The sequence below is a fragment of the Streptomyces chartreusis genome (assembly GCF_008704715.1).
GTDB lineage: Bacteria > Actinomycetota > Actinomycetes > Streptomycetales > Streptomycetaceae > Streptomyces > Streptomyces chartreusis.
The window spans coordinates 8,809,763-8,830,803 of record NZ_CP023689.1; the positions used below are offsets into that span (position 1 = coordinate 8,809,763).

The following is a 21,041-nucleotide window of genomic DNA, read 5'->3' on the forward strand; positions in this document are numbered from 1 at the left end:
TGCCAAGGTCAACCGCCGTACACTCCCGGAGTGACCGTCACCGCAACCTCCGTGGACGAGTCGGACCAGCTCGACCCGCAGACCGCGCCCGCCTCGCGCGCGGCACGACTCGTGCGTCTGGTTCCGGCCCTCGCCGCTGCGCTCTCCGGAGTGCTGCTCTACGTCAGCTTCCCGCCGCGTACCTTGTGGTGGCTGGCCCTGCCTGCGTTCGCCGTCTTCGGCTGGGTTCTGCGCGGGCGTAGCTGGAAGGCGGGCCTCGGCCTCGGCTATCTGTTCGGCCTCGGTTTTCTGCTGCCGCTGCTGGTGTGGACCGGTGTGGAGGTCGGCCCGGGACCCTGGCTTGCGCTCGTCGTGATCGAAGCGGTTTTCGTTGCGCTGGTGGGCGCGGGAGTCGCCGCGGTGTCGAAGCTGCCGGGCTGGCCGGTGTGGGCGGCGGCGCTGTGGATCGCCGGAGAGGCGGCACGCGCGCGTGCGCCGTTCAACGGCTTCCCCTGGGGCAAGATCGCGTTCGGTCAGGCCGATGGTGTCTTCCTGCCGCTCGCTGCCTTGGGCGGCACGCCGGTGCTGGGCTTCGCGGTCGTCCTGTGCGGCTTCGGTCTCTACGAGGTCGTACGCCTGGCGGTGGAGCGGCGGCGCATGCGGGCCGTGCAGCGGTCCGCCGCGGCCGTGGCCCTGCTGAGCGTCGCCTTGCCCGTGGTGGGCGCCGTGGCCGCGCGGCCGCTGGTCAGCGACAAGGCCGAGGACGGCACCGCGACCGTCGCCGTCATCCAGGGCAACGTGCCGCGCGCGGGACTCGACTTCAACGCCCAGCGACGGGCCGTACTCGACTACCACGCGCGCGAGACCGAGCGCCTGGCCGCCGAGGTCAAGGCGGGCAAGGCCGAACAGCCCGACTTCGTGCTGTGGCCCGAGAACTCCTCCGACATCGACCCCTTCGCCAACGCCGACGCCCGCGCCGTCATTAACACGGCCGCCAAGGCGATCGGCGCGCCAATCTCGGTGGGCGGCGTGGTCGAGCGGGACGGCAAGCTGCTCAACGAGCAGATCCTGTGGGACCCGAAGAAGGGCCCCGTCGACACCTATGACAAGCGGCAGATCCAGCCGTTCGGCGAGTACCTGCCGCTGCGCTCGCTGGTCGGGGCGATCAACGAGAACTGGACCTCGATGGTCCGCCAGGACTTCAGCCGCGGCAGCGAACCGGGCGTGTTCACCATGGACGGCGCCAAGGTCGGTCTCGTCACTTGCTATGAGGCCGCCTTCGACTGGGCGGTTCGCTCCGAGGTCGTCGACGGTGCGCAGATGATCTCCGTGCCGAGCAACAACGCCACCTTCGACCGCAGCGAGATGACCTACCAGCAGCTCGCAATGTCCCGCGTCCGCGCCGTCGAGCACAGCCGGACGGTCACCGTCCCGGTGACCAGCGGCGTCAGCGCGATCATCATGCCGGACGGCAAGATCACGCAGCGTACCGGCATGTTCGTGGCCGACTCACTCGTCCAGAAGGTCCCGCTGCGCTCCAGCGAGACCCCTGCCACCCGTCTCGGCATCCTGCCGGAGATCGCCCTGGTGCTGATCGCGGCGGGCGGCCTCGGCTGGGCGATCGGCGCCGGGATGCGCGCACGGCGGTCCGCGGACGCGTAGCCGTAAGAGGACACGTAGCTGTAAGGCGGCGGTCGCGTCCGTAGCGTGGACCGCCTGCCGATCGTGCTGATCGCAAGCCCGCGAAACCTACCGAGGGCCGCGTCACCGGCCCGTTAGGGTCGGGGACATGGCTACTCCTGACTTCATTCGTACGATCCGTGCCGCCGCCGGTCATCAACTGCTGTGGCTTCCCGGGATCAGCGCCGTCGTCTTCGACGACGAGGGACGGGTCCTGCTGGGGCAGCGCGCGGACAACCACAAGTGGACGGTGATCAACGGCATCCCCGACCCCGGCGAGCAGCCCGCTGCCTGCGCCGTGCGGGAGGTGTACGAGGAGACGGGCGTCCGGTGTGTCCCCGAGCGGGTCGTGCTCGTCAGGTCCAGCGGTGAGGTCACCTATCCGAACGGCGACATGTGCCAGTTCATGGACATCACCTTCCGCTGCCGTGCCGTCGGTGGCGAGGCACGGGTGAACGACGACGAGTCGGTCGAGGTCGGCTGGTACGAGGTGGACTCGCTGCCCGAGATGGAGGAACGCCAGCTGTTTCGGATCAAGCAGGCACTGGCCGATGAACCCACGTGGTTCGAGCCTATGAGTACGGACTGAAGTATGGGTTGCGACCATATGTGGCCTGGCAGGGGCGCTGCCTAGGGTCGAGCCATGACCCCGCGCAGCACCCTCCCGGCTCAAGGCTCGCCCTTGCCCTCCCCGCTCGACCTCGGCGGCCGCACCGCCCTTGTCACCGGAGCTGCCGGTGGCATCGGCCGCGCCTGTGCGCTACGGCTCGCGGCCGCAGGGGCCAAGGTCAGAGCGGTCGACCGGGATGCCGCCGGTCTGGAGGAGCTTGCCGAGCTGGCTCGCGGGCTTGCGGGCGCGGTCGAACCCCATGTCCTGGATCTGACCGACCTGGACGCTGCGGAGCTCGCCGCCGCCGGCACCGACGTCCTGGTGAACAACGCGGGGTTGCAGTTGGTGCGCCCTATAGAGGAGTTCCCGCCCGACGTCTTCCACACGGTGCTCACCGTGATGCTGGAGGCGCCGTTCCGGCTCATCCGTGGAGCCCTGCCCCATATGTATGGGCAGGGCTGGGGCCGCATCGTCAATGTGTCCTCCGTACATGGGCTGCGCGCCTCGGCATTCAAGTCGGCCTACGTGGCCGCCAAACACGGTCTGGAGGGACTCTCCAAGACCGCAGCCCTGGAGGGCGCACCACATGGCGTCACCTCGAACTGTGTGAACCCCGCCTATGTGCGCACCCCACTGGTCGAGAAGCAGATCGCCGACCAGGCCACAGCGCACGGCATCCCCGAGGAGCGGGTGGTGTCCGAGGTGATGTTGCAGGACAGCGCGGTCAAGCGGCTCATCGAACCGGAGGAGGTCGCCGAAGCCGTGGCGTATCTGTGCAGCCCGCACGCTTCCTTCGTGTCCGGTACCTCGCTGGTGCTCGACGGTGGCTGGACCGCGCACTGACCGGCAGGGGCCGGCGGGAATCCGAGTTATCCACAGGGCTGACGGGGTGGCGGTGCGATGAGCAATCCTGTCGGCATGCCCCGCGATCACATGCACCCCGACCAGCGTTCACCGGCCGCCGCCGGAGCGCCCCTGAGCAGCGCCGAGACACCGTTCCTTGAGCTGTTGGCCAGGGGCGCGTCCGCCGACGCCTATGAACAGCCGGTGCTGCTGGCCCGTGCCGAGGGCAGATCCACCGAATGGATCGTCGCCCTCGAACAGGCCAAGCTGCTCGCGCTGCGTGTCCGCTCCGAGCTGGAGGGACGCCGCAGACGCGAGGCCGAGCTGTCGGCCCTCTTCGAGACGGCCCACGACCTGGCCGGTCTGCGGGACCTGGACGCCGTGCTCCAGGCGATCGTGCAGCGCGCCCGGTCCCTGCTCGGCACGGACGTGGCCTATCTCAGCCTGAACGACCGGGCCCGGGGCGACACCTATATGCGGGTGACCGAGGGCTCGGTCGCCGCCCGCTTCCAGCAGTTGCGGCTCGGCATGGGGGAGGGCTTGGGCGGCCTCGTCGCACAGACGGCCCGTCCCTATGTCACCGACGACTACTTCAAGGACGACCGCTTCCAGCACACCCTCACCATCGACGCCGCTGTGCGTGACGAGGGGCTGGTCGCCATCCTCGGGGTGCCGCTGACGCTGGGCCACCATGTCATCGGGGTCCTCTTCGCGGCGGACCGGCGCGCCCGGGTCTTCGAGCGCGAGCAGATCGCGCTGCTCGGCTCCTTCGCCGCCCTCGCAGCAGCCGCCCTCGACACCGCGAACCTGCTCACCGAGACGCGCTCGGCCCTCGCAGATCTGGAACGGGCCAACGAGATCATCCGGGACCGCAGCGGAGTCATCGAACGCGCCTCGGACGTGCACGACAGGCTCGCCCAGCTCGTGCTGCTCGGCGGCGGGGTGCACGACGTGGCCGCAGCCGTCTCTCAAGTCCTCGACGGCACAGTCGAGTTCACGGAGGCAGCCGCCACACCCGCCAGAGCCTTGGAGGCGGCCCGCGCGGAGGGCCACGCTGTGCGGCACGGCGACGACTGGATCGCAGCCGTGATCGCAGGCGGTGAACTCCTCGGCGCGCTGGTCCTGCGCGGCCACCCCGGCCTCGACCCCGTGGACCAGAGCACACTGGAACGAGCCGCGACCGTCACCTCCCTCCTCCTGCTCGCCCGACGCTCCGCGGCCGAGGCCGAACAGCGAGTCCGGGGCGAGCTGCTGGACGACCTCCTCGACGCCCGCGACCGCGACCCACGGCTGCTGCGCGAGCGTGCGGCGCGGCTGTACGCCGACCTCGACGCAACCCACGTCGTCCTCGCCGCCCGCCTCGACGTCACGTCGGCCGACGCCGACCAGGAGGCGTCCGCCCGCAGACGCCTGTGGTCCGCCGCGTCCCACCTCGCCGCGACCCGCCAGGGTCTGGCCGCTGCCCGCGACGGCGGCACGGTACTGGTCCTGCCCCTCGAAGGAGGGGACACCGCCACCGCGGTGGCCCGCCGCACGGCGCGCCACCTGGGAACGGCAGTCCAGGAGTCGGTCACCGTCGGTGCCTCCGCTCCGGTGGAGGCACCTGCCGCCCACCCCGAGGCCGTGGCCGCCGCCTACGACGAGAGCCGGCGCTGCCTCGACGCGCTACGGCTGCTGGGTCGCTCCGGCGACGGCGCCGCAGCCGAGGACTTCGGCTTCCTGGGGCTGCTGCTGGCCGGCGACCGGGACATCGCAGGCTTCGTCGACCGCACGATCGGCCAGGTCGTCGCCTACGACGAACGGCGCGGTACCGACCTCCTGCAAACCCTCGACGCGTACTTCGCCTGCGGTATGAGCCCGGCCCGCACCAAGGACGACCTGCACGTCCACGTGAACACGGTCGCCCAGCGCCTGGAGCGCGTCGGCCGTCTCCTCGGCGCCGACTGGCAGAGCCCAGCGAGGGTCCTGGAGATCCAACTGGCCCTGCGTCTGCACCGGTTGTCGGCACCGACACAGCGCTGACCCCCATACGCACGGGGCGTACGGGGGCCGATTCGCAGGGCTCTACGGGCGAACCGTCAGACGGTGTGCGCGTCCGCAGCCCGGGCCGCCGTGGGCTCCGCACCTGCCGAGCGCTCCACGTCGGCCAGGTCCCGGTGACGGGTCTCCTTGGCGACACCGACCGCGATGAGCGTCAGGATGGCCGCGCTGATGACGTAGAGGGCGATCGGGGTGGAGCTGCCGTACGCGTCCAGCAGCGCGGTGGCGATGAGCGGGGCCGGGGCGCCCGCCGCGACCGAGGCGAACTGGGCGCCGATCGAAGCACCGGAGTAGCGCATCCGGGTCGCGAACATCTCGGAGAAGAAGGCGGCCTGGGGTGCGTACATGGCGCCGTGCAGTACGAGCCCCACGGTCACGGCGAGGAGCAGGTTGCCGAAGCCGCCCGTGTCGATGAGTGAGAAGAACGGGAACATCCACAGCCCGACTCCGGCCGCGCCCAGCAGGTAGACGGGACGGCGACCGATCCGGTCCGACAGGGCGCCCCAGCCCGGGATGACCGCGAAGTGGACGGCCGAGGCGATGAGGACCGCGTTGAGCGCCGTCTGCTTGGAGACTCCGGCCGACGTCGTGGCGTAGACGAGGATGAACGCGGTGATGACGTAGTAACTGATGTTCTCCGCCATACGCGCGCCCATCGCCACCAGCACATCACGCCAGTGGTGCCGCATCACGGAGACGAGCGGCAGCTTCTCGGCCCCGGCGTCGGCCTCGGCCGCACGCGTCGACTTACGCGCCTCGGCCTGCGCCAACGCCTGCTTGAAGACTGGCGATTCATCGACAGACAGACGAATCCACAAACCGACGATCACGAGCACACCGGAGAGCAGGAACGGTATCCGCCAGCCCCAGCTACCAAAAGCACTCTCCGACAGCACGGCCGTGAGCAGCGACAGCACACCGGTCGCGAGCAACTGACCTGCCGGCGCACCTGTCTGCGGCCACGAGGCCCAGAACCCACGCCGCCGAGCGTCCCCGTGCTCCGACACCAGCAGCACGGCCCCACCCCACTCACCACCGAGCGCGAAGCCCTGCACAAGGCGCAGCACGGTCAGCAACACCGGCGCCGCGGAGCCGATGGTCGCGTGCGTCGGCAACAGTCCGATCGCGAAGGTGGCCCCACCCATCAGCAGCAGGCTCAACACCAACAGCTTCTTACGCCCGAGCCGGTCCCCGTAATGCCCGAACACAAGCGCACCGATCGGCCGCGCGGCGAACCCGACGGCGTAGGTCAGGAACGACAGCAGGGTGCCGACGAGGGGATCGGAGTCCGGAAAGAACAGCTTGTTGAAGACGAGTGCGGCGGCCGATCCGTAGAGGAAGAAGTCGTACCACTCGATGGTGGTGCCGATGAGGCTGGCGGCGACGATGCGCTTGAGGTTGGCGGGGCTTGCGGGCGTCGGTGGAGCGGGTGCTGCGGAGGCCATGTACGCCACTTCCTCGTGTGCGGTGGGGACGGGTAGGTGTCGGCACACCGTAGAAACACGCAGGTGAGGCGCACATGTGGTGGGGCACCATAGTTCGGGGCACAGTTATGCGTTGGACCACCATGCCGTGCTCGCGGAGCGGCGGCTGAGAGCCTGGAGAGGAACGAGACTCATACTGTTCTGCTCCTGCTGTCATCCTGTCGCCGGACAGCCGGAACAGCTGTCCGGCGACGCCTCCGACCCGATCGCTCCCAGAGGGCTCTTGAACCTGCGGCCTCGTGAGTTTCACGTCAGGCCGCACGAAGGGTCGTTGATCAGGGGCAGTTGATGGCCGTGTCGCCGGTGTCGCGGTTGCAGGTGTCGAAGCCGAGGCCGCCGTCGAGGCTGTCGTTTGCGATCACGTTGTCCACGGCGTTGAGGGTGTCGTTGCCCTCGCTGCCGATGTGCGTGTCATTGCCCCTGCCCCCGGTGAGGGTGTCGTTGCCCTGGTCACCCCCGAGGGTGTCGTTGCCGTCGTCGCCGTTGAGGGTGTCGTTGCCGGCATTGCCATTGATGGTGTCGTTGCCGGCCAGCCCGGAGATCGTGTCGTTGCCGGGGCCGCCGTTGATGGTGTCGTTGCCCGGCGTCGCCCGCAGTCCGGTGGCAGTCGGATCGTCGCCGACGAGCCGGTCCGCCCGGGGCCCGCCGTTGAGGCGGTCGTCACCCGCACCGCCGATCAGCGTTCCCACGGCCTCCAGGTTCGGGGAGATGGTGACACTGTCATCGGCGTCGTCGGCGTTGACCCGTATCGACGTGACCGGCAGGGGACACTCTGCCGTGTGCGTCCCCGTCGACTGACACGGGGCGACGGCGGCCACGGTGTCCCCGGCGTCCGTCACTACGACAACGGTGCCCTGGCGCCGGACGGTGATGTCGTTCACCACCCCTTGGTCCGCTGTGACGACCAGGGCGTCGCCCACCTCCTGCACGACCGTGGTGCCTGCCAGGCCCTCGCCGGGGGCCGCACCGGGCGCGGCGGAGGCGGCGGTCAGCGGGGCGCAGGTGAGTGCGCCGATCGCCACCAGGGTGGTGCAGATGCTTCGTGTTCTCATCGGTGCCCGCCTTTCGGGTTGTCTCGCCGTGTACGGGTGCTTGCGTGCTGCTCGGTCATGCCGGTCACGGGCATCCGCTGACGTTGTCGCCCAAGTCGGCGCGGCAGTCGTCCGCGTCGGCGCCGCCTTCGACGTAGTCGTTGCCGCTGACGTTGTCCACGGCGTCGATGGTGTCCCGGCCGCTGCCGCCCTCGGCGTAGTCGTTGCCGGAGCCTGCGACGATCCGCTCGTTGCCGCCGCCGCCGTAGATCACGTCGTTGCCGGCACCTCCGTCCACGATGTCCGAGCCGCCGCGTCCCTCGACGGAGTCATTGCCGGAGCCGCCGAAGATCCGGTCCGCTTCGGCTCCCCCCGTCAGCGTGTCGTTGCCTGCGCCGCCGGAGAGGAAGTCGGAACCCTCGTCGCCTTCGAGGGTGTCGTTGGCGGCCCCGCCGTAGAGGTTGTCGTTGCCGGCACCGCCGATGAGGGTGACGCCGAGGGCCGTCAGCGAGGAGGTGACGTTGTCGTCCTGGTCGCCGGCGTTGACCACGACTTCGGTGGTGTCGGCGGCCCCGCAGGCGACTTCGGTCGTGCTGATGGCGTAGCAGTCGCCGGACGGTGCGATCGTGTCTCCGGTGTCTCTGATTCTGATGCCGTTGCCTGACTGCCAGACACTGATCGTGTTGCCCCGTCCGACTCCGGCGGTGACCGTGATGGTGGTGCCGGTCTTGTTCACCAGAGTTGTGGCGAGAATGTGTGACGTCGGTGCGCCGGCCGCGCGGGCAATGCCCGTGAGACACAGAGTGAAACCGCACACCGTGGCCAGAAGTGCCACGGTGTGATGACGCGTTCTCTTCATGACCTGCTCCTGACGATAGGGCGCTGAATTTCGATCTCGCAGACGTGCGCATTTCCTTTTGCTTCGATCGCCGCACCAATCGGAGGAGGCAGATCTTGACGGCTCCGGGACGTGATCCGGCGACCGCAGCCGGGACCCAAGAACGGGCCTTCGCGGCGTGCGAGGGAAACGGGAAAGGTGTGGCTGCAAGCGCTGAACGTGCGGCTGCGGCCCATCCCGGCGCGACGGCCGGATGTCCCTGCCGCTTCCAACAGTCCTCGAAGACCCCTCCCGTCACACCATGGCCGACGCCGGCTCGACCGGTGATCGGCCTTGGCGCCTGGGCACCCAGAGCATGCCGGGATGCGAAGCCGTGCTGAAGCCGAATTAGCGCCATTGCCGAATACACGGTCTCCGCGCGTGGATCGGCGCCCTGACCGGGGACGGATGAACTGCACGCATGCCTGTGCTTGATTTTCATCAGCCCGACCGGGTTAATTCGGGATTCACCCGTCCTGAATTCAATTAGTCGCGGGGTGAGTTGATGCGGCCCCCACGGTCGATCTGAAAGGGCTCGTCAACAGGGCTTTACGCCGGCACGTCCAAGCGGCTTCGGGTTCTGCGTCGGCGGCCCTGGGTATCCCGGTCTGTCTCGGTGTGAAAGGCGGGTGCCAAGGGGCGTCCAGTGTCGGCCGGGCCGCCACTGCCCCAGACCACTTCCGTCACATATACGAGCCTCCTGACGCGGCTCTGGCTTGATCGTGACCTGCCGGTGTGGGGATCATCGCCGACGGGGCGGCAGCCACCGGCCCGGCCTCGCGCAGTTCAAGGACAGCGGGCGCCCATGCAGATGGCACGCCGTGGCCGAAGGCGAGGTACTCCTTGTCGGCGCGGGCGAAGTCGATGTGGCCGGCGTCCTCGCCGTACTTCACGGGGTGACGTCCGGCGGCCGCGTGGGCGCCGAGGATGGCCTCACCCTTGCCGATCACTACCCCGGGATGCCCAAGAGGTGAAGCCGAGAGCAGCAAGTGATGCCGCGCGCACACGGCCCGGGGTCATGCCTCGTGCGTGTTAACTTCCGGCCGTGACTTCCCCGGCTCTGGATTCCTTCGCACCGGGTACTGGAGCAGCCGGGTGGGGCCCGGCGGCCGGCCCCGAATCCACCGACATCCTTGATCCGCTGGGTCTGCTCGACCTGTTCGGTGACCCCTTCGTCCGCGATCCCCACCCCTGGCTGGACCTCCTGCGGGCCGAGTCTCCCGTTCACCATGACCCTGCTACCGGGCTGTGGCTTGTCAGCCGTCACCAGGACGTACGCCGGGTCCTGCTCGACCCGGAGCGGTTCCACCCGGACAACGCCCAGCACGCCGTCACCCCGCTGCCCGTCGCCGTGCTGCGGGTCCTGGCTCGCGTCGGCTTCACGCTCCCGCCCGCCCTGGCGAACAACGGCACCCTGAGCCACTCCGGACTGCGCCGCGTGGTCACACGGTTCTTCAACGCACAGCGTGTCGCAGCGGCCGTGCCGGCGATCGAGCGCATCGCCGAGGAACTGCTCGACGGCGTCCGGTCCCAACTCGACACCACTGACGGCTGCGACCTGTTCACCTCATTCGCGCAGGTCCTTCCGTGCAGGGTGCTGATGGAGGTCCTCGGCATCCAGGACGTCGAACCGGCCACTCTGATCCGCTGGAGTGACGCCTCGCTGGAGCTGTTCTGGGGCAGGCCTCCGCTCGAACGGCAACTGGAATTGGCAGAACTCGTCGCGGAATTCCATCAGTGGCTCACCGAGACCGTGCGCAGCGGTACGGTCCCTGCCGGCTCGTTCATCGGGGCACTCGCCCGTCACCGCCTGCCCGACGGCAGGTCACTGGACGCCGAGACCGCGGTCGCCGCGTGCTTCTTCGTCTTCATCGCCGGCCAGTCCACCACCGGGCAACTCATCGCCACCGTGCTGCGCCGGGCACTGGACGAGCCCGGCAGGTGGCCGCACGTGGCCGGGGCAGCGGGCCGGGCCGAGGCCTGGGTGGAAGAAGTCCTGCGACGTGAGCCGCCGGTGACCACCTGGCGCCGGGTGACCCCGCAGGCCACCCGACTGGGCGGCGTCGGACTGCCGGCCGGTGCGCAGTTGCTGCTGATGCTCATGGGCAGCGGATCCGACCCGGAGGTCTTCCCGCAACCGGAACGGATGTGTCCGAACCGGGCGAACATCCGCCACCACCTGGCATTCGGCGCCGGTCGACACCGCTGCCCGGGTGCGTCCTTGGCGCGCACGGAGGCGGCGGTGGCCCTGCGGGCAGCAGCACGCAGACTTCCGGACATCCGACCGGCCGCCGGGACGGGGGAGCCACCCATGCTCGGCCTGCTGTCGTTCAGAGCACCGTCGAAGGTGGCGGTGGAACGGGCATAGGCGGCTCGGCAGCGACGACCTTTCGGCGTTCCTCAGCCCGGGAAGCCACTCCCTCGTGTGCGGTGGGGCCGGGTACGTGTGGGCACACGGCTCGGCCACCGGTGCCAGCGGATGAAGCAGGAGGGGAGGGGCAAGGGCCTGGTCAGCCGAGCTTGAGAAGGCCGGCTTCGAGGACGGCGCGGCCGAAGGAGCCGGCGAGTTCGGCGAGACGCTCACAGTCGGCGTCTCCCAGCGCGGCGTAGGCGGGAAGGGCCAGGCGGTCGGTGCGGTCCTCGATGTGCCGGCGCAGGAGTACGCCTTCCGGGCTGAGGGCGTCGCCGTCGAGGAGACCTCGCTCGCGTAGGCGTTCCCGGGTGTCGACCCACTCCTCCTCGGGCCATGCGCGGCTGGCCTTGAGGAAGCCGACGGGAACATCACCGGTGGCGGCGTGCAGAACCAGGGCCTCCAGGGCCCCGATGCCCTCGCTCAGCAGGCAGGCGACATGGCCGTCCCCACGGAATTCCCGGAGCAGTGTCTGGGCATGCCACAGCTGCAGTACCGGATCCTCCGGCCAGGGCAGCGCGGCGTGCGCGGCGAACAGCGGGCGGCCCTGCGCGTGTTCCCGGGCCGCCTCGGTGGCCCGGCGGGTCAGTGTCAGGACCTCGTCGAGGGCGGGCAGTTCGTGGATTCCCGCGCGCCGCAGGGCTTCGCCCGCCGCGGCGTAGCGTGCGTCCAGCACCTGCTGGGGCGTCGTTGCGTCCCAGGCCCCGTCGAGCGCCTGCCGTACGAGAGCGGGGTTGAAGTTGTAGAACGTCGCGATGACCAGCTCGGCGGATGCCCGGCCGAACGCGGCGCTGCGGGAGGTGAAGTAGCCGGCGCGTCCGCTCAGTCCGAGGTCCGCGTACCGGCGCCTGGCCTCGGGGACGAAGTAGATCATGCCGTGCACGGGTTCGAGTCCGCGCCAGGCCGCACGCGCTGTCTTCACGGTCACCTCTCCGATGAGTCGGGGGACGGGGTATGCGCCGCGTGTCCGTACTGGCCGTGCGCTCGCAGGTGTTCGAGCAGCAGGCGGTTCAGGGTTTCGGGCGCTTCCTCGGGGACCCAGTGGGTGACGTCCGGGATGGGCTCGAAGCGGTACGTTCCGTTGACCCACCGCTCGGTTTCCCGTGCCGCTGTCGGGCCGAACGCGCTGTCGTTCGTGCTCCAGACGTACAGCGTGGGCACGTCGACGGTGCTGATCTTGCCGTCGGGGCGGCCTGCCCGGTACCAGTTCAGCGCGGCGGTGAGAGCTCCTGGCCGGGACAGGTGCCGTACATAGGCATCCACGCTGTCCTGCGGAACCTTTCCGGCGTACAGGGCGCGCAGCAGCTCGGCGTCGTGGGCCAGCATGTGCTCCTCGGTCGCGGGTGTTTCACGCCAGTCGATCATGTAGTGCGAGCGGCTGCGCTGGTCCTCGTCGGTACGCAGGGCGGTCGCCAGAGCGCCGGGATGAGGGGTCGAGACAACCGTCAGGGTGCGTATGCGGCCGGGGTGGGCGGCAGCGGTCCACCAGGCCACCGCGCCTCCCCAGTCGTGGCCGACCAAGTCGAACGCCGGCCAGCCCAGTTCCTCCGTGATCGCGACGACGTCGTCGACGAGAAGGCTCATGCGATAGTCCTCGGGCCGCTGGGGGCGGGCGCCGGGGGAGTACCCACGTTGGTCGGGCGCCACCACCCGATACCCCTGCTCGGCCAACTCCGCGATCTGCCGTTGCCACGCCAGCGCTGTCTGGGGAAAGCCGTGCAGCAGCACTGGGCGGCCCTCGGGCGGACCCGCCGAGATCGCGTCGAACACGCCTGCACCTGTGGAGATGCTCAGCTCGGTCACGACTCACCCCTTCATACCGACTGGTCGGTAGCCTTCAGGTAGGGGGGCATGCTGTCAAGACCGCGGACTGGTTGAACATGACGCCGGATTCAACTACAACAGGGGCCCGGAGGCCGACCCCCGCACCCCTTGCGGCCATGGCTCGTGTCAGGGAATTCCGGTCCCGAGGATCCGGGACGAACCGCACCAACAAAAGCAGTGAGGCGACATGAGGGAAGCAGTCATCGTTTCGACGGCACGGACGCCGATCGGAAAGGCTTACCGCGGCGCGTTCAACGACACGCAGTCGCAGGAACTCGCCGCCCATGCCCTGTCCCACGCCGTACGACGCGCCGGACTCGAGGGCGGCGAGGTCGAGGACGTGATCTTCGGCTGCGCCGCTCAGCAGGGGCATCCGGTTTCAACGTCGCGCGTCAGGCGGCTCTGCGCGCCGGGCTTCCGGACACCGTGTCGGGGATGACGGTCGACCGGCAGTGTTCGTCGGGCCTGATGGCCATTGCGACGGCCGCCAAGCAGATCGTCGCGGACGGCATGCAGGTCGCTGTCGGCGGCGGTGTCGAGTCGATCTCCCTGGTGCAGAACGAGCACATGAACACCCACCGGATGACCGACCCCTGGCTGGTCGAGCACAAGCCGAGCATCTACCTGCCGATGTTGCAGACGGCGGAGATCGTCGCCGAACGCTACGGCGTGAGCCGGGAACGCCAGGACGGGTTCGCACTGGTGTCACAGCAGCGCACCGCGGCGGCGCAGGAAGCCGGCCGGTTCGACCGGGAGATCGTCGCGCTCGACAGCGTCAAGAAGGTGCTCGACAAGCAGTCCGGAGAGGTACGCCACGAAGGGGTCACCCTGACCCGGGACGAGGGCAACCGTGCCTCGACGACGCTCGAAGGCCTGGCCGGGCTGGCGCCGGTGCTGCCCGACGGGCAGGCGAGCGCACACTCCAGCGTGACGGCGGGCAACTCCTCACAGTTGTCGGACGGGGCTTCGGCGTCGGTACTGATGGAGTCGAGGGAGGCCGAGCGCCGCGGACTGGAACCGCTGGGCGTGTACCGCGGTATGACCGTTGCCGGTTGTGGACCGGACGAGATGGGCATCGGGCCGGTGTTCGCCATTCCGAAGCTGCTGAAGCAACACAACCTCACCGTCGACGACATCGGCCTGTGGGAGCTCAACGAGGCGTTCGCTTCCCAGGCGTTGTACTGCCGGGACGAACTGCACATCGACCCGGAGCGGTTCAACGTCAGTGGTGGAGCGATCTCGGTCGGCCACCCGTACGGGATGACCGGTGCCCGGCTGGTCGGGCATGCCCTCATCGAGGGCAGGCGCCGGGGTGTTCGGTATGTGGTGATCTCGATGTGCGTCGGGGGCGGAATGGGCGCGGCCGGACTGTTCGAGGTCGTCTGAGCGTGGATACCTTGTCGAACGCCGCGGAAAAGACCCGAACCTCGGTCCTTGTGGACTTCGGGGGTGTCATCACCTCCAGTGTGCTGCAGGCGTTCACCGACTTCGGAGCCTCGCTCGGCGGCGACCCGCGCCTGCCGCTGGAACTCCTCGGCCGGGACCAGCCGTCACGCGCACTCCTGGCCGACCACGAGTGCGGCCGGATCGACACCGAAGCCTTCGAGCGGGGATTCGCGGAACGACTCCGCGTCCACGGTGCCGTCGCCGAGGCCGAAGGGCTCACGGCCCGGATGCAGGCGGGCATGTCGATCGACCAGGAGATGCTCGCGTTGCTCGGTGATCTTCGAGTCGCCGGCCATCCCGTTGCGATCGTGTCGAATTCGTTCGGTACCGGAACCTACGACGGCGTCGACCTCGCCGCTCTTGCAGACGTGGTGGTCATCTCCGCCGTGGTCGGGATCCGCAAGCCCTCCCGACGGATCTACTCCATCGCGTGTGAACGTCTCTGCGTCGCCCCGGAGGAGGCAGTCATGATCGACGACCTCCAGCAGAACCTCGACGGAGCGGCACGGATCGGAATCGGCGGCGTACTGCACACCGGCGCCGCCGACACCCGTCGCCAACTCGCCGAACGATTCGGAATCAGCACCTGACCGATCGAGAACTGCCCTTCTGCGGCGGAGGTGGTTTTGTGACCATGGCGTCGGGTTCGAGTACGGTTTCCGCGATGGACACCACCGCGGCCGAGGAGAACGACGGCGAGAAGGCGCCCCCGATGGCACCGCTCTCGCACCTTCGCGTGCCGCCCGCGACGAAGCGAGGAGCGCGCACACGGGCCGCTTTGGTGAAGGCAGCGCGCAAGGTGTTCGAACGGGACGGCTACCTCGACACCCGCCTGACCGACATCACCAAGGAGGCGCAGTGCGCGGCGGGATCGTTCTACACCTACTTCGCGAACAAGGAAGAGGTGCTTGCGGCCGTACTCCTGGAGGTGCAGGAGGACATGCTCCACCCCGGTATGGCCCGGGTGGAGGATGCGGACGATCCCTATGCGGTACTCGAGGCGAGCAATCGCGCGTATCTCCAGGCGTACAAGCGCAATGCGAAGCTGATGGCACTGCTTGAGCAGGTCGTGCAGGTGGAGCCGGAGTTCCGTACGTTCCGAAGCCGGCGCGCCGACGCGTTCGTCCGCCGCAACGCGCGCGGCATCGCCGACCTGCAAGCGCGGGGTGTCGCGGACCGTGAGGTGGATCCGATGCTGGCCTCCCGTGCGCTCTCGGGCATGGTCAGCGTCATGGCCTATAACGCCTTTGTGCTCGGTGAGCGGCAGGAAGACGGCACGCCGGTGGACTTCGAGGATCTCGTCTCCACGGTCACCCGGCTGTGGGCGAACGCATTGCGGTTTCCTGCCCAAGGCTGATCAGCCGCGCGAGGTGGTGTCCCTGACCCAGGGCAGCGCCCATCGTTCCAGCAACACCAAAGCGGAGTAGAGCAGGATGCTCATCAACCCGATCAGAATGATCGCGGCCCAGGCCGTGGCGGTGTCGCCGACCCCACCCGCCTGCACGATCAGATAGCCCAGCCCGCTCTCACCGGCCTGGAACTCGCCGATGACCGCGCCGATCGCGGCGAGAGGCATGGCCACCTTCAGCCCGACGAAGATCTGCGGCAGTGCGGCGGGCAACCGTACCTTCCGGAAAGCCTGCCAGCGCGAGGCGTCCAGCGAGCGCGCCAACTCGGCCAGATCCGCCGGGGTCGACGTGAGGCCGGTTGCGGTGGACAGCACGATCGGGAAGAAGCAGAGCAGGAAGACCATGGTCAGGACCGGCTTCTGCCCCCAACCGAGGGCTCCCACCAACAGCGGCCCGAGCGCGATCTTCGGAACCGCGTTGACGGCAACCAGCAGCGGCGTGAACATCCTTTCCAGAACCCGCGAGCCCGCCAGTGACAGTCCGATCAGAACACCGCACCCGCTGGAGAGAACGAACCCGACAACCGTCTCCATGGTGGTGTCGCCGGCATGTTCCAGGAACCGGATCGGGGCCGCGGCGAACGCCGAGAGCACGGCACCTGGCGGCGGCAGCACAGCCGGGTGGATCACTTCCAGCACCGAGGTGAGAAGCCACCACACGCCGAGCGCGACCAGCAGCCCGCCCAGGGGCAGCAGCAGGACACCGAGGCCCGTCCTGCGCCGTGGACCGACTCGCGGCACGGGCATGGGCATCGGCTCCGGGCCCGCCGTCGAGGCTTGCTGCGGCTTCGAGAGTTCGGTCATCCCATCCTCCTCCCGGCGCGGCCCTTCTCCAGCGCGGCGCTATCAGGCCTTCGGCACCAGGTCGAAGTCGATGATCCGCTCAGGAGTCATTCCCTGCTGCAGCGCGCCCGCTCGCTCCAGGATCGCGATGCTCCTCGCCACCCGCGCGGAGTTCAGCGTCCCCAATGCCGTGCCGGAACCGCCCGGCGTGACGTAACCGGCCATCAACTCCAACTCGGCGGCCGCGGCGGTCGGGTTCGTGGCGTCCACGTTCCGCTCAAGGATCTCGGCGGCCTCCTTCGTGTTGGCGAGGCTGTACTCCAAGCCCTTGAGCAGCGCACCGGTGAACCGCTTCACCATCTCCGGGTCCTGCTCGGCGATCTCCTTCGACGTGATCAGCACGTTTCCGTAGAGGTCGGGTATCACGTCGCTGTAGGGCAGCAGGACGGCCTTCTTCTTGGTCACCGCCTCGATGGTCGGCTCACCCACCACGAACTGGCCGATGCCGTCCACCGAACCGGCGGCGAGTGTGCCCATCAGGGTCTGTGCCTCGCCGTTGACCCAGGTCACCTTGTCGGCGTCCACGCCGGCCAGTCGGGCGTACGTCGGGAAGAGGTTGCGTACGACGGAGCCGGGCGTGTCGGCGAGACGTTTGCCCTCGAGGTCCTTCGGAGTGGCAATGCCGTTGCCCTCGGTCGTGGCGATCGCGGCCATGGTGCGCTGCTGGATGGCGGCCACCGCGACGAAGCCCTTCGCCTGACCGCTGCCCATGTGCAGCAGACCTCCCGTCAGGTCGATCGGGCCGAACTGCGCCTGGCCACTCACGACGGCCGGAATCACACCGCCGGTTCCCTGGCCCGGCTTGATCTCCACGTCGAAGCCGGCCTTCTCGAAGAACCCCTTGTCCTTCGCGACCCAGGCGTACGCGTCCCGGCCGAAGTTGCCGAACGAGGTCAGGTAGGTCACCTTCTTCAGCGCCTTGCCGTCATCACCGGCACCTGCGTCGGAATCCGAGCCGCCGCATCCCGCCACCAGCGCCAGCGCTGTCGTCAGGGCCACCGCGGCGACCGTACGGGCGAACCTGATCATGCGCACAGTGTTGTCCTTTCCGACCGCCGGCCGCGTCGGCGGAGGGGCGTCGAGACAGACGAGACGGAACGGCGTGACAGAACCGCCGAGGGCATGACACTTGGTACGGACAACAGCGTACGAGGGATGGGTAGTTGTGGGCCAGGTGTGGGCGTCGGGGCGTACACCAACAGGACGACAGGTACCGTCGAGCGACCTGCTGCGGGTAGCCTGACTGGGCGTCACGAACCGGCCGACATGGCGATCGCCAGTGAATGGGGAGACCGCCGGATGATCAGACTCACCGGTGTGTCCCGGAGCTTCACCAGCCGGTCCGGTTCGACGGTGGCGCTCCAGGACATCGGCCTTCACATCGCCGAGGGTGAGTTCGTGGCGGTGGTGGGCCGGTCCGGATGCGGCAAGTCCACACTGCTCCGGCTGATCGCAGGGCTACTGCCGGTCACCGAGGGCGAGATCACCATAGGCGGTGAGCGAGTCACCGGAGCACGGCGGGATGTCGCGATGCTGTTCCAGCGGCCGGCGCTGCTGCCCTGGCGGTCCGTCCTCGACAACGTCCTGCTGCCTGTGGAGATCTTCGGCTGGAACAAGGCCGAGTATCGCGACCGGGCGAAGCAGCTGCTGGAGACGGCCGGACTGAGCGGCTTTGAGAAGCACCGGCCGCACGAGCTCTCCGGCGGTATGCAGCAACGCGTCTCACTGTGCCGGTCGTTGATGGGCGAGCCCCGGGTGATGCTCATGGACGAACCGTTCTCCGCACTGGACGCGCTGACCCGCGCGGACCTAGCGGTGGAGCTGCAGCGCATGCACATCGAAAACTCGTCAACGGTCGTCTTCGTCACTCACTCGATTGACGAAGCCGTGCTGCTCGCCGACCGGGTGGCGGTGCTCAGCCCGCGCCCGGGCCGGATCCGCAAGATCGTCGACGTCGCCATTCCCCGGCCGAGAACACTGGGCCGGACCGCACACCTGGACGAAGTGGCCCGGTGCAGCGCCGATCTGCATGAGCTGCTGATGGAACGGGACACACCCACGTCGGCCGAAACGGAGGGGCGATGAGCCTGCGGATCTGCGTCTTCACCGAGCCGCACCGCGGCGCCGACTACGAGGATCAGCTGCGTTTCGCCCGACTCGTCGAAGCCGGCGGGTTCGAGGGCTTCTTCCGGGCCGATCACTTCCAGGCGATGGGCGCCGGCTCCGGGCTGCCGGGCCCCACCGACGCGTGGCTCACGCTGGGCGCGCTCGCTCGGGAGACGTCCCGGATCCGGCTGGGCACCCTGGTCACCTCGGCCACCTTCAGGCTGCCCGGCCCGCTTGCAGTGATGGTGGCGCAGGCCGACCGGATGAGCGGGGGGCGGGTCGAGCTGGGCCTCGGCGCAGGATGGTACGAACGGGAACACACCTCGTACGGCATCCCGTTCCCACCCGCCCCGGAGCGCTTCGACCGGCTGGAGGAACAGCTGGCGGTGATCACCGGCCTGTGGCGGACGCCGGTCGGCGAGAGCTTCAGCTATCGCGGCGACCACTATCAGCTGGTGGACGCGCCTGCCCTGCCGAGGCCCGTGCAGGTGCCGGCGCCGCCGATCATCGTCGGGGGCCGCGGCCCCAAGCGCACCCCGGAGCTGGCCGCCCGGTATGCCGACGAGTTCAACATGCCCTTCAAGTCGGTGGCGGAGACGGCCCGGGCGTACCAGCGGGTTGCCGAGGCGTGCGACCGGACCGGCCGGGCCGACGCCGGTCAGTCACCGCTGGTTCTCTCGGCCGGGGTCGTGGTCGCTATCGGCCGTACCGACGCGGAAGCGCAACGGCGGGCCGCCCCGCTGCATGTCAAGAGCGCCCTGCCGCCGGAGGATCCGGTGGTCGGATCCCCGGCCCAGCTCGTGGAGCGGCTCGGCGAGTTCTCCGCGATCGGCGCAAGCCGCATCCATCTGCGACTGATCGATTTCAATGACCTCGACCACCTGGAACTCATCGCCGGTGAGGTGCTCCCACAGCTGTAGAGCGCGAAGGCCGCCGCACGCCGTGGCGCAAAGTGACGCTCAACGCGACCGCGCGTGAGTGGACGGTGAAGAAATCGGCACAGATAATCCTGAGCCGTTCTTTGGTGATTCAACCAGCGTTCAACGCTGCACGTTTGCGCTCGGGTTGCTTCGAATGTGCGTGAATCCCGTGGAGATCGGCGATCCGTCGGACGCCGGGTTCGCGTCGAGAGATTGATCTGCCCGCGACAAGTCGGCCACTCTCCTGAGCACGCAGCGCTGCTGTTCGAACGCAAATCCCCCCACTTCACGAGGAGACCCCTCTTGACGGCGCATCACAAACGCTCAAGCAAGGCCAAGATCGTCACCGCGATCGCGGCTGTCGCAACCGTCGTCGGTACCGGCCTTTACGTATCCCCCATTGCCCAGGCGAGCCAGCCCGCGGAGGGTACGGTCTACGGTCTGAATGCCGAAGGAGCCGTGGCCGGCAGCTACATAGTCCTCCTGGACCAGAAGACGTCCACGGCCGAGAAGCGGGACCTGGCCAACGAGTACGGCGGCAAGATCGGCCGGACCTACGGTTCGGCGGTCAACGGCTTCTCCGCCGGCAGTCTGACCGAGACGGAGGCCAAGCGGCTCGCGGCCGACCCCGCGGTGTCCAAGGTGGTCCAGAACAAGAAGTTCCACACCAATGCCACCCAGGACAACCCGCCGTCCTGGGGCCTGGACCGTGTCGACCAGACGGACACGGCCGGCGACGGGAAGTACACCTACCCGGACAAGGCCGGGGAGGGCGTGACCGCGTACGTCATCGACACCGGCGTACGCATCAGCCACAAGGACTTCGAGGGCCGTGCCGCCTCCGGGTTCGACGCCGTCGACAACGACGACACGGCCGACGACGGCAACGGCCACGGCACTCACGTGGCCGGAACCATCGCCGGCGCCTCCCACGGGGTGGCCAAGAAGGCCAAGATCGTCGCGGTCCGCGTGCTGGACGACAACGGCTCGGGCACCACCGAGCAGGTCGTCGCCGGCATCGATTGGGTGACCGAGAATCACCAGGGCCCCTCGGTGGCCAACATGAGCCTCGGCGGCGGCGCGGACCCCGCTCTCGACGAGGCCGTCAAGAAGGCCATCGCTTCGGGTGTCACCTTCGCGGTCGCCGCTGGCAACGAGTCGGCCGACGCGGGCCAGGGTTCACCGGCCCGGGTCCCCGAGGCCATCACGGTCGCGTCCAGCACCAAGGACGACGCCCAGTCGGACTTCTCCAACTTCGGCTCGATCGTGGACCTGTACGCGCCGGGCTCGGACATCACCTCCGACTGGAACGACAGCGACCAGGGGACCAAGACGATTTCCGGCACGTCCATGGCCACCCCCCACGTCACTGGAGCCGCCGCCGTCTATCTGGCCGGTCACCCGGACGCCACTCCCGCTCAGGTCGCCACCGCGCTCACCGGCGCGGCAACCGGCGACAAGATCACCAACCCGAGCAGCGGAACGCCCAACAAGCTGCTGAAGGTGACTGAGTAGAGCCATACCGGAGATCGGGCCCGGC

Annotated in this window: 20 protein-coding genes; 12 read left to right on the plus strand and 8 right to left on the minus strand. The window is 68.8% G+C overall.

The genetic code is table 11. From position 1 onward, the window contains the following. Positions 1-30 precede the first annotated feature (30 nt). The 4 genes from lnt (at position 31) to CP983_RS39080 (ending at position 5,134) form a co-directional block, all read left to right on the plus strand. Entirely contained in the window at positions 31-1,641 is a 1,611-nt protein-coding gene (gene lnt, locus CP983_RS39065; protein WP_150504981.1) for an apolipoprotein N-acyltransferase, read from the plus strand. A 127-nt stretch (positions 1,642-1,768) separates the two neighbouring features. After that, positions 1,769-2,248 carry an NUDIX hydrolase gene (locus CP983_RS39070; RefSeq protein ID WP_107911517.1) on the plus strand — a complete coding sequence of 160 codons (480 nt, stop codon included), beginning with the start codon at positions 1,769-1,771 and terminating at the stop codon, positions 2,246-2,248. Between the two features lie 54 nt (positions 2,249-2,302). Continuing rightward, positions 2,303-3,112, plus strand: coding sequence for a 3-hydroxybutyrate dehydrogenase (locus CP983_RS39075; RefSeq protein ID WP_150504983.1), 810 nt, complete (start codon positions 2,303-2,305; stop codon positions 3,110-3,112). A 75-nt stretch (positions 3,113-3,187) separates the two neighbouring features. Then, positions 3,188-5,134: a helix-turn-helix domain-containing protein gene (locus CP983_RS39080; protein WP_150504985.1), complete on the plus strand. Its 1,947-nt coding sequence runs from the start codon at positions 3,188-3,190 to the stop codon at positions 5,132-5,134. Between the two features lie 56 nt (positions 5,135-5,190). On the opposite strand, the gene CP983_RS39085 is transcribed toward CP983_RS39080, so the two are convergent. From CP983_RS39085 to CP983_RS45130, 4 genes are all read right to left on the minus strand, one after another. Continuing rightward, positions 5,191-6,597 carry an MFS transporter gene (locus CP983_RS39085; RefSeq protein ID WP_150504987.1) on the minus strand — a complete coding sequence of 469 codons (1,407 nt, stop codon included), beginning with the start codon at positions 6,595-6,597 and terminating at the stop codon, positions 5,191-5,193. Between the two features lie 314 nt (positions 6,598-6,911). Further along, positions 6,912-7,688: a calcium-binding protein gene (locus tag CP983_RS39090; RefSeq protein ID WP_150504989.1), complete on the minus strand. Its 777-nt coding sequence runs from the start codon at positions 7,686-7,688 to the stop codon at positions 6,912-6,914. Positions 7,689-7,752: 64 nt separating this feature from the next. Further along, positions 7,753-8,526, minus strand: a complete 774-nt coding sequence (locus CP983_RS39095) for a calcium-binding protein (RefSeq protein ID WP_150504991.1) — start codon at positions 8,524-8,526, stop codon at positions 7,753-7,755. Between the two features lie 701 nt (positions 8,527-9,227). Continuing rightward, entirely contained in the window at positions 9,228-9,494 is a 267-nt protein-coding gene (locus tag CP983_RS45130; protein WP_150504993.1) for a hypothetical protein, read from the minus strand. A 95-nt stretch (positions 9,495-9,589) separates the two neighbouring features. On the opposite strand from CP983_RS45130, the gene CP983_RS39105 reads away from it, so the two are divergent. Further along, a complete protein-coding gene (locus CP983_RS39105) occupies positions 9,590-10,912 on the plus strand; it encodes a cytochrome P450 (RefSeq protein WP_229914826.1) in 1,323 nt (440 codons plus the stop codon). A gap of 142 nt (positions 10,913-11,054) precedes the next feature. Here CP983_RS39105 and CP983_RS39110 read toward each other — a convergent pair whose 3' ends face one another. After that, on the minus strand, positions 11,055-11,876 hold the full coding sequence (locus CP983_RS39110; protein WP_150504994.1) for an SCO6745 family protein: 822 nt from the start codon (positions 11,874-11,876) through the stop codon (positions 11,055-11,057). Positions 11,877-11,878: 2 nt separating this feature from the next. Then, positions 11,879-12,757, minus strand: a complete 879-nt coding sequence (locus CP983_RS39115) for an alpha/beta fold hydrolase (RefSeq protein WP_308436546.1) — start codon at positions 12,755-12,757, stop codon at positions 11,879-11,881. A gap of 208 nt (positions 12,758-12,965) precedes the next feature. Here CP983_RS39115 and CP983_RS45020 point away from each other — a divergent pair, with 208 nt between their 5' ends. The 4 genes from CP983_RS45020 to CP983_RS39130 all read left to right on the plus strand — a co-directional run bounded on the left by CP983_RS45020 (position 12,966) and on the right by CP983_RS39130 (position 15,581). Continuing rightward, positions 12,966-13,217, plus strand: a complete 252-nt coding sequence (locus CP983_RS45020; RefSeq protein ID WP_229914825.1) for a thiolase family protein — start codon at positions 12,966-12,968, stop codon at positions 13,215-13,217. Further along, the gene (locus CP983_RS39120) at positions 13,205-14,164 is read left to right on the plus strand and encodes an acetyl-CoA C-acyltransferase (RefSeq protein WP_229914824.1); all 960 of its coding nucleotides are present in this window, start codon (positions 13,205-13,207) and stop codon (positions 14,162-14,164) included. Before CP983_RS45020 ends, CP983_RS39120 begins: the two co-directional genes overlap by 13 nt. 50 nt (positions 14,165-14,214) lie before the next feature. Beyond that, entirely contained in the window at positions 14,215-14,814 is a 600-nt protein-coding gene (locus CP983_RS39125) for an HAD family hydrolase (protein WP_229914823.1), read from the plus strand. Positions 14,815-14,888: 74 nt separating this feature from the next. Beyond that, the gene (locus tag CP983_RS39130) at positions 14,889-15,581 is read left to right on the plus strand and encodes a TetR/AcrR family transcriptional regulator (RefSeq protein WP_150504998.1); all 693 of its coding nucleotides are present in this window, start codon (positions 14,889-14,891) and stop codon (positions 15,579-15,581) included. On the opposite strand, the gene CP983_RS39135 is transcribed toward CP983_RS39130, so the two are convergent. Then, positions 15,582-16,436, minus strand: coding sequence for an ABC transporter permease (locus CP983_RS39135; protein WP_150505000.1), 855 nt, complete (start codon positions 16,434-16,436; stop codon positions 15,582-15,584). It abuts the gene before it with no gap. A gap of 42 nt (positions 16,437-16,478) precedes the next feature. After that, positions 16,479-17,504: an ABC transporter substrate-binding protein gene (locus CP983_RS39140; RefSeq protein WP_150505002.1), complete on the minus strand. Its 1,026-nt coding sequence runs from the start codon at positions 17,502-17,504 to the stop codon at positions 16,479-16,481. Positions 17,505-17,828: 324 nt separating this feature from the next. On the opposite strand from CP983_RS39140, the gene CP983_RS39145 reads away from it, so the two are divergent. The 3 genes from CP983_RS39145 (at position 17,829) to CP983_RS39155 (ending at position 21,016) form a co-directional block, all read left to right on the plus strand. Further along, the gene (locus CP983_RS39145) at positions 17,829-18,560 is read left to right on the plus strand and encodes an ABC transporter ATP-binding protein (protein ID WP_229914822.1); all 732 of its coding nucleotides are present in this window, start codon (positions 17,829-17,831) and stop codon (positions 18,558-18,560) included. Then, positions 18,557-19,501, plus strand: coding sequence for an LLM class F420-dependent oxidoreductase (locus CP983_RS39150; RefSeq protein WP_208852845.1), 945 nt, complete (start codon positions 18,557-18,559; stop codon positions 19,499-19,501). The genes CP983_RS39145 and CP983_RS39150 overlap by 4 nt, the downstream gene beginning before the upstream one ends. 303 nt (positions 19,502-19,804) lie before the next feature. Beyond that, entirely contained in the window at positions 19,805-21,016 is a 1,212-nt protein-coding gene (locus tag CP983_RS39155) for a S8 family peptidase (RefSeq protein ID WP_150505004.1), read from the plus strand. Positions 21,017-21,041 lie beyond the last annotated feature (25 nt).

What these genes read in the sequence shown, in the direction of transcription:
- CP983_RS39130 (WP_150504998.1), top strand. Translation starts at nt 14,889, where the DNA reads ATGGACACCACCGCGGCCGAGGAGAACGACGGCGAGAAGGCGCCCCCG.
- CP983_RS39075 (WP_150504983.1), top strand. Translation starts at nt 2,303, where the DNA reads ATGACCCCGCGCAGCACCCTCCCGGCTCAAGGCTCGCCCTTGCCCTCC.
- CP983_RS39140 (WP_150505002.1), bottom strand. Translation starts at nt 17,504, where the DNA reads ATGATCAGGTTCGCCCGTACGGTCGCCGCGGTGGCCCTGACGACAGCG.
- CP983_RS39095 (WP_150504991.1), bottom strand. Translation starts at nt 8,526, where the DNA reads ATGAAGAGAACGCGTCATCACACCGTGGCACTTCTGGCCACGGTGTGC.
- CP983_RS39150 (WP_208852845.1), top strand. Translation starts at nt 18,557, where the DNA reads ATGAGCCTGCGGATCTGCGTCTTCACCGAGCCGCACCGCGGCGCCGAC.
- CP983_RS39085 (WP_150504987.1), bottom strand. Translation starts at nt 6,597, where the DNA reads ATGGCCTCCGCAGCACCCGCTCCACCGACGCCCGCAAGCCCCGCCAAC.
- CP983_RS45020 (WP_229914825.1), top strand. Translation starts at nt 12,966, where the DNA reads ATGAGGGAAGCAGTCATCGTTTCGACGGCACGGACGCCGATCGGAAAG.
- CP983_RS39135 (WP_150505000.1), bottom strand. Translation starts at nt 16,436, where the DNA reads ATGACCGAACTCTCGAAGCCGCAGCAAGCCTCGACGGCGGGCCCGGAG.
- CP983_RS39080 (WP_150504985.1), top strand. Translation starts at nt 3,188, where the DNA reads ATGCCCCGCGATCACATGCACCCCGACCAGCGTTCACCGGCCGCCGCC.
- CP983_RS39090 (WP_150504989.1), bottom strand. Translation starts at nt 7,688, where the DNA reads ATGAGAACACGAAGCATCTGCACCACCCTGGTGGCGATCGGCGCACTC.
- CP983_RS39070 (WP_107911517.1), top strand. Translation starts at nt 1,769, where the DNA reads ATGGCTACTCCTGACTTCATTCGTACGATCCGTGCCGCCGCCGGTCAT.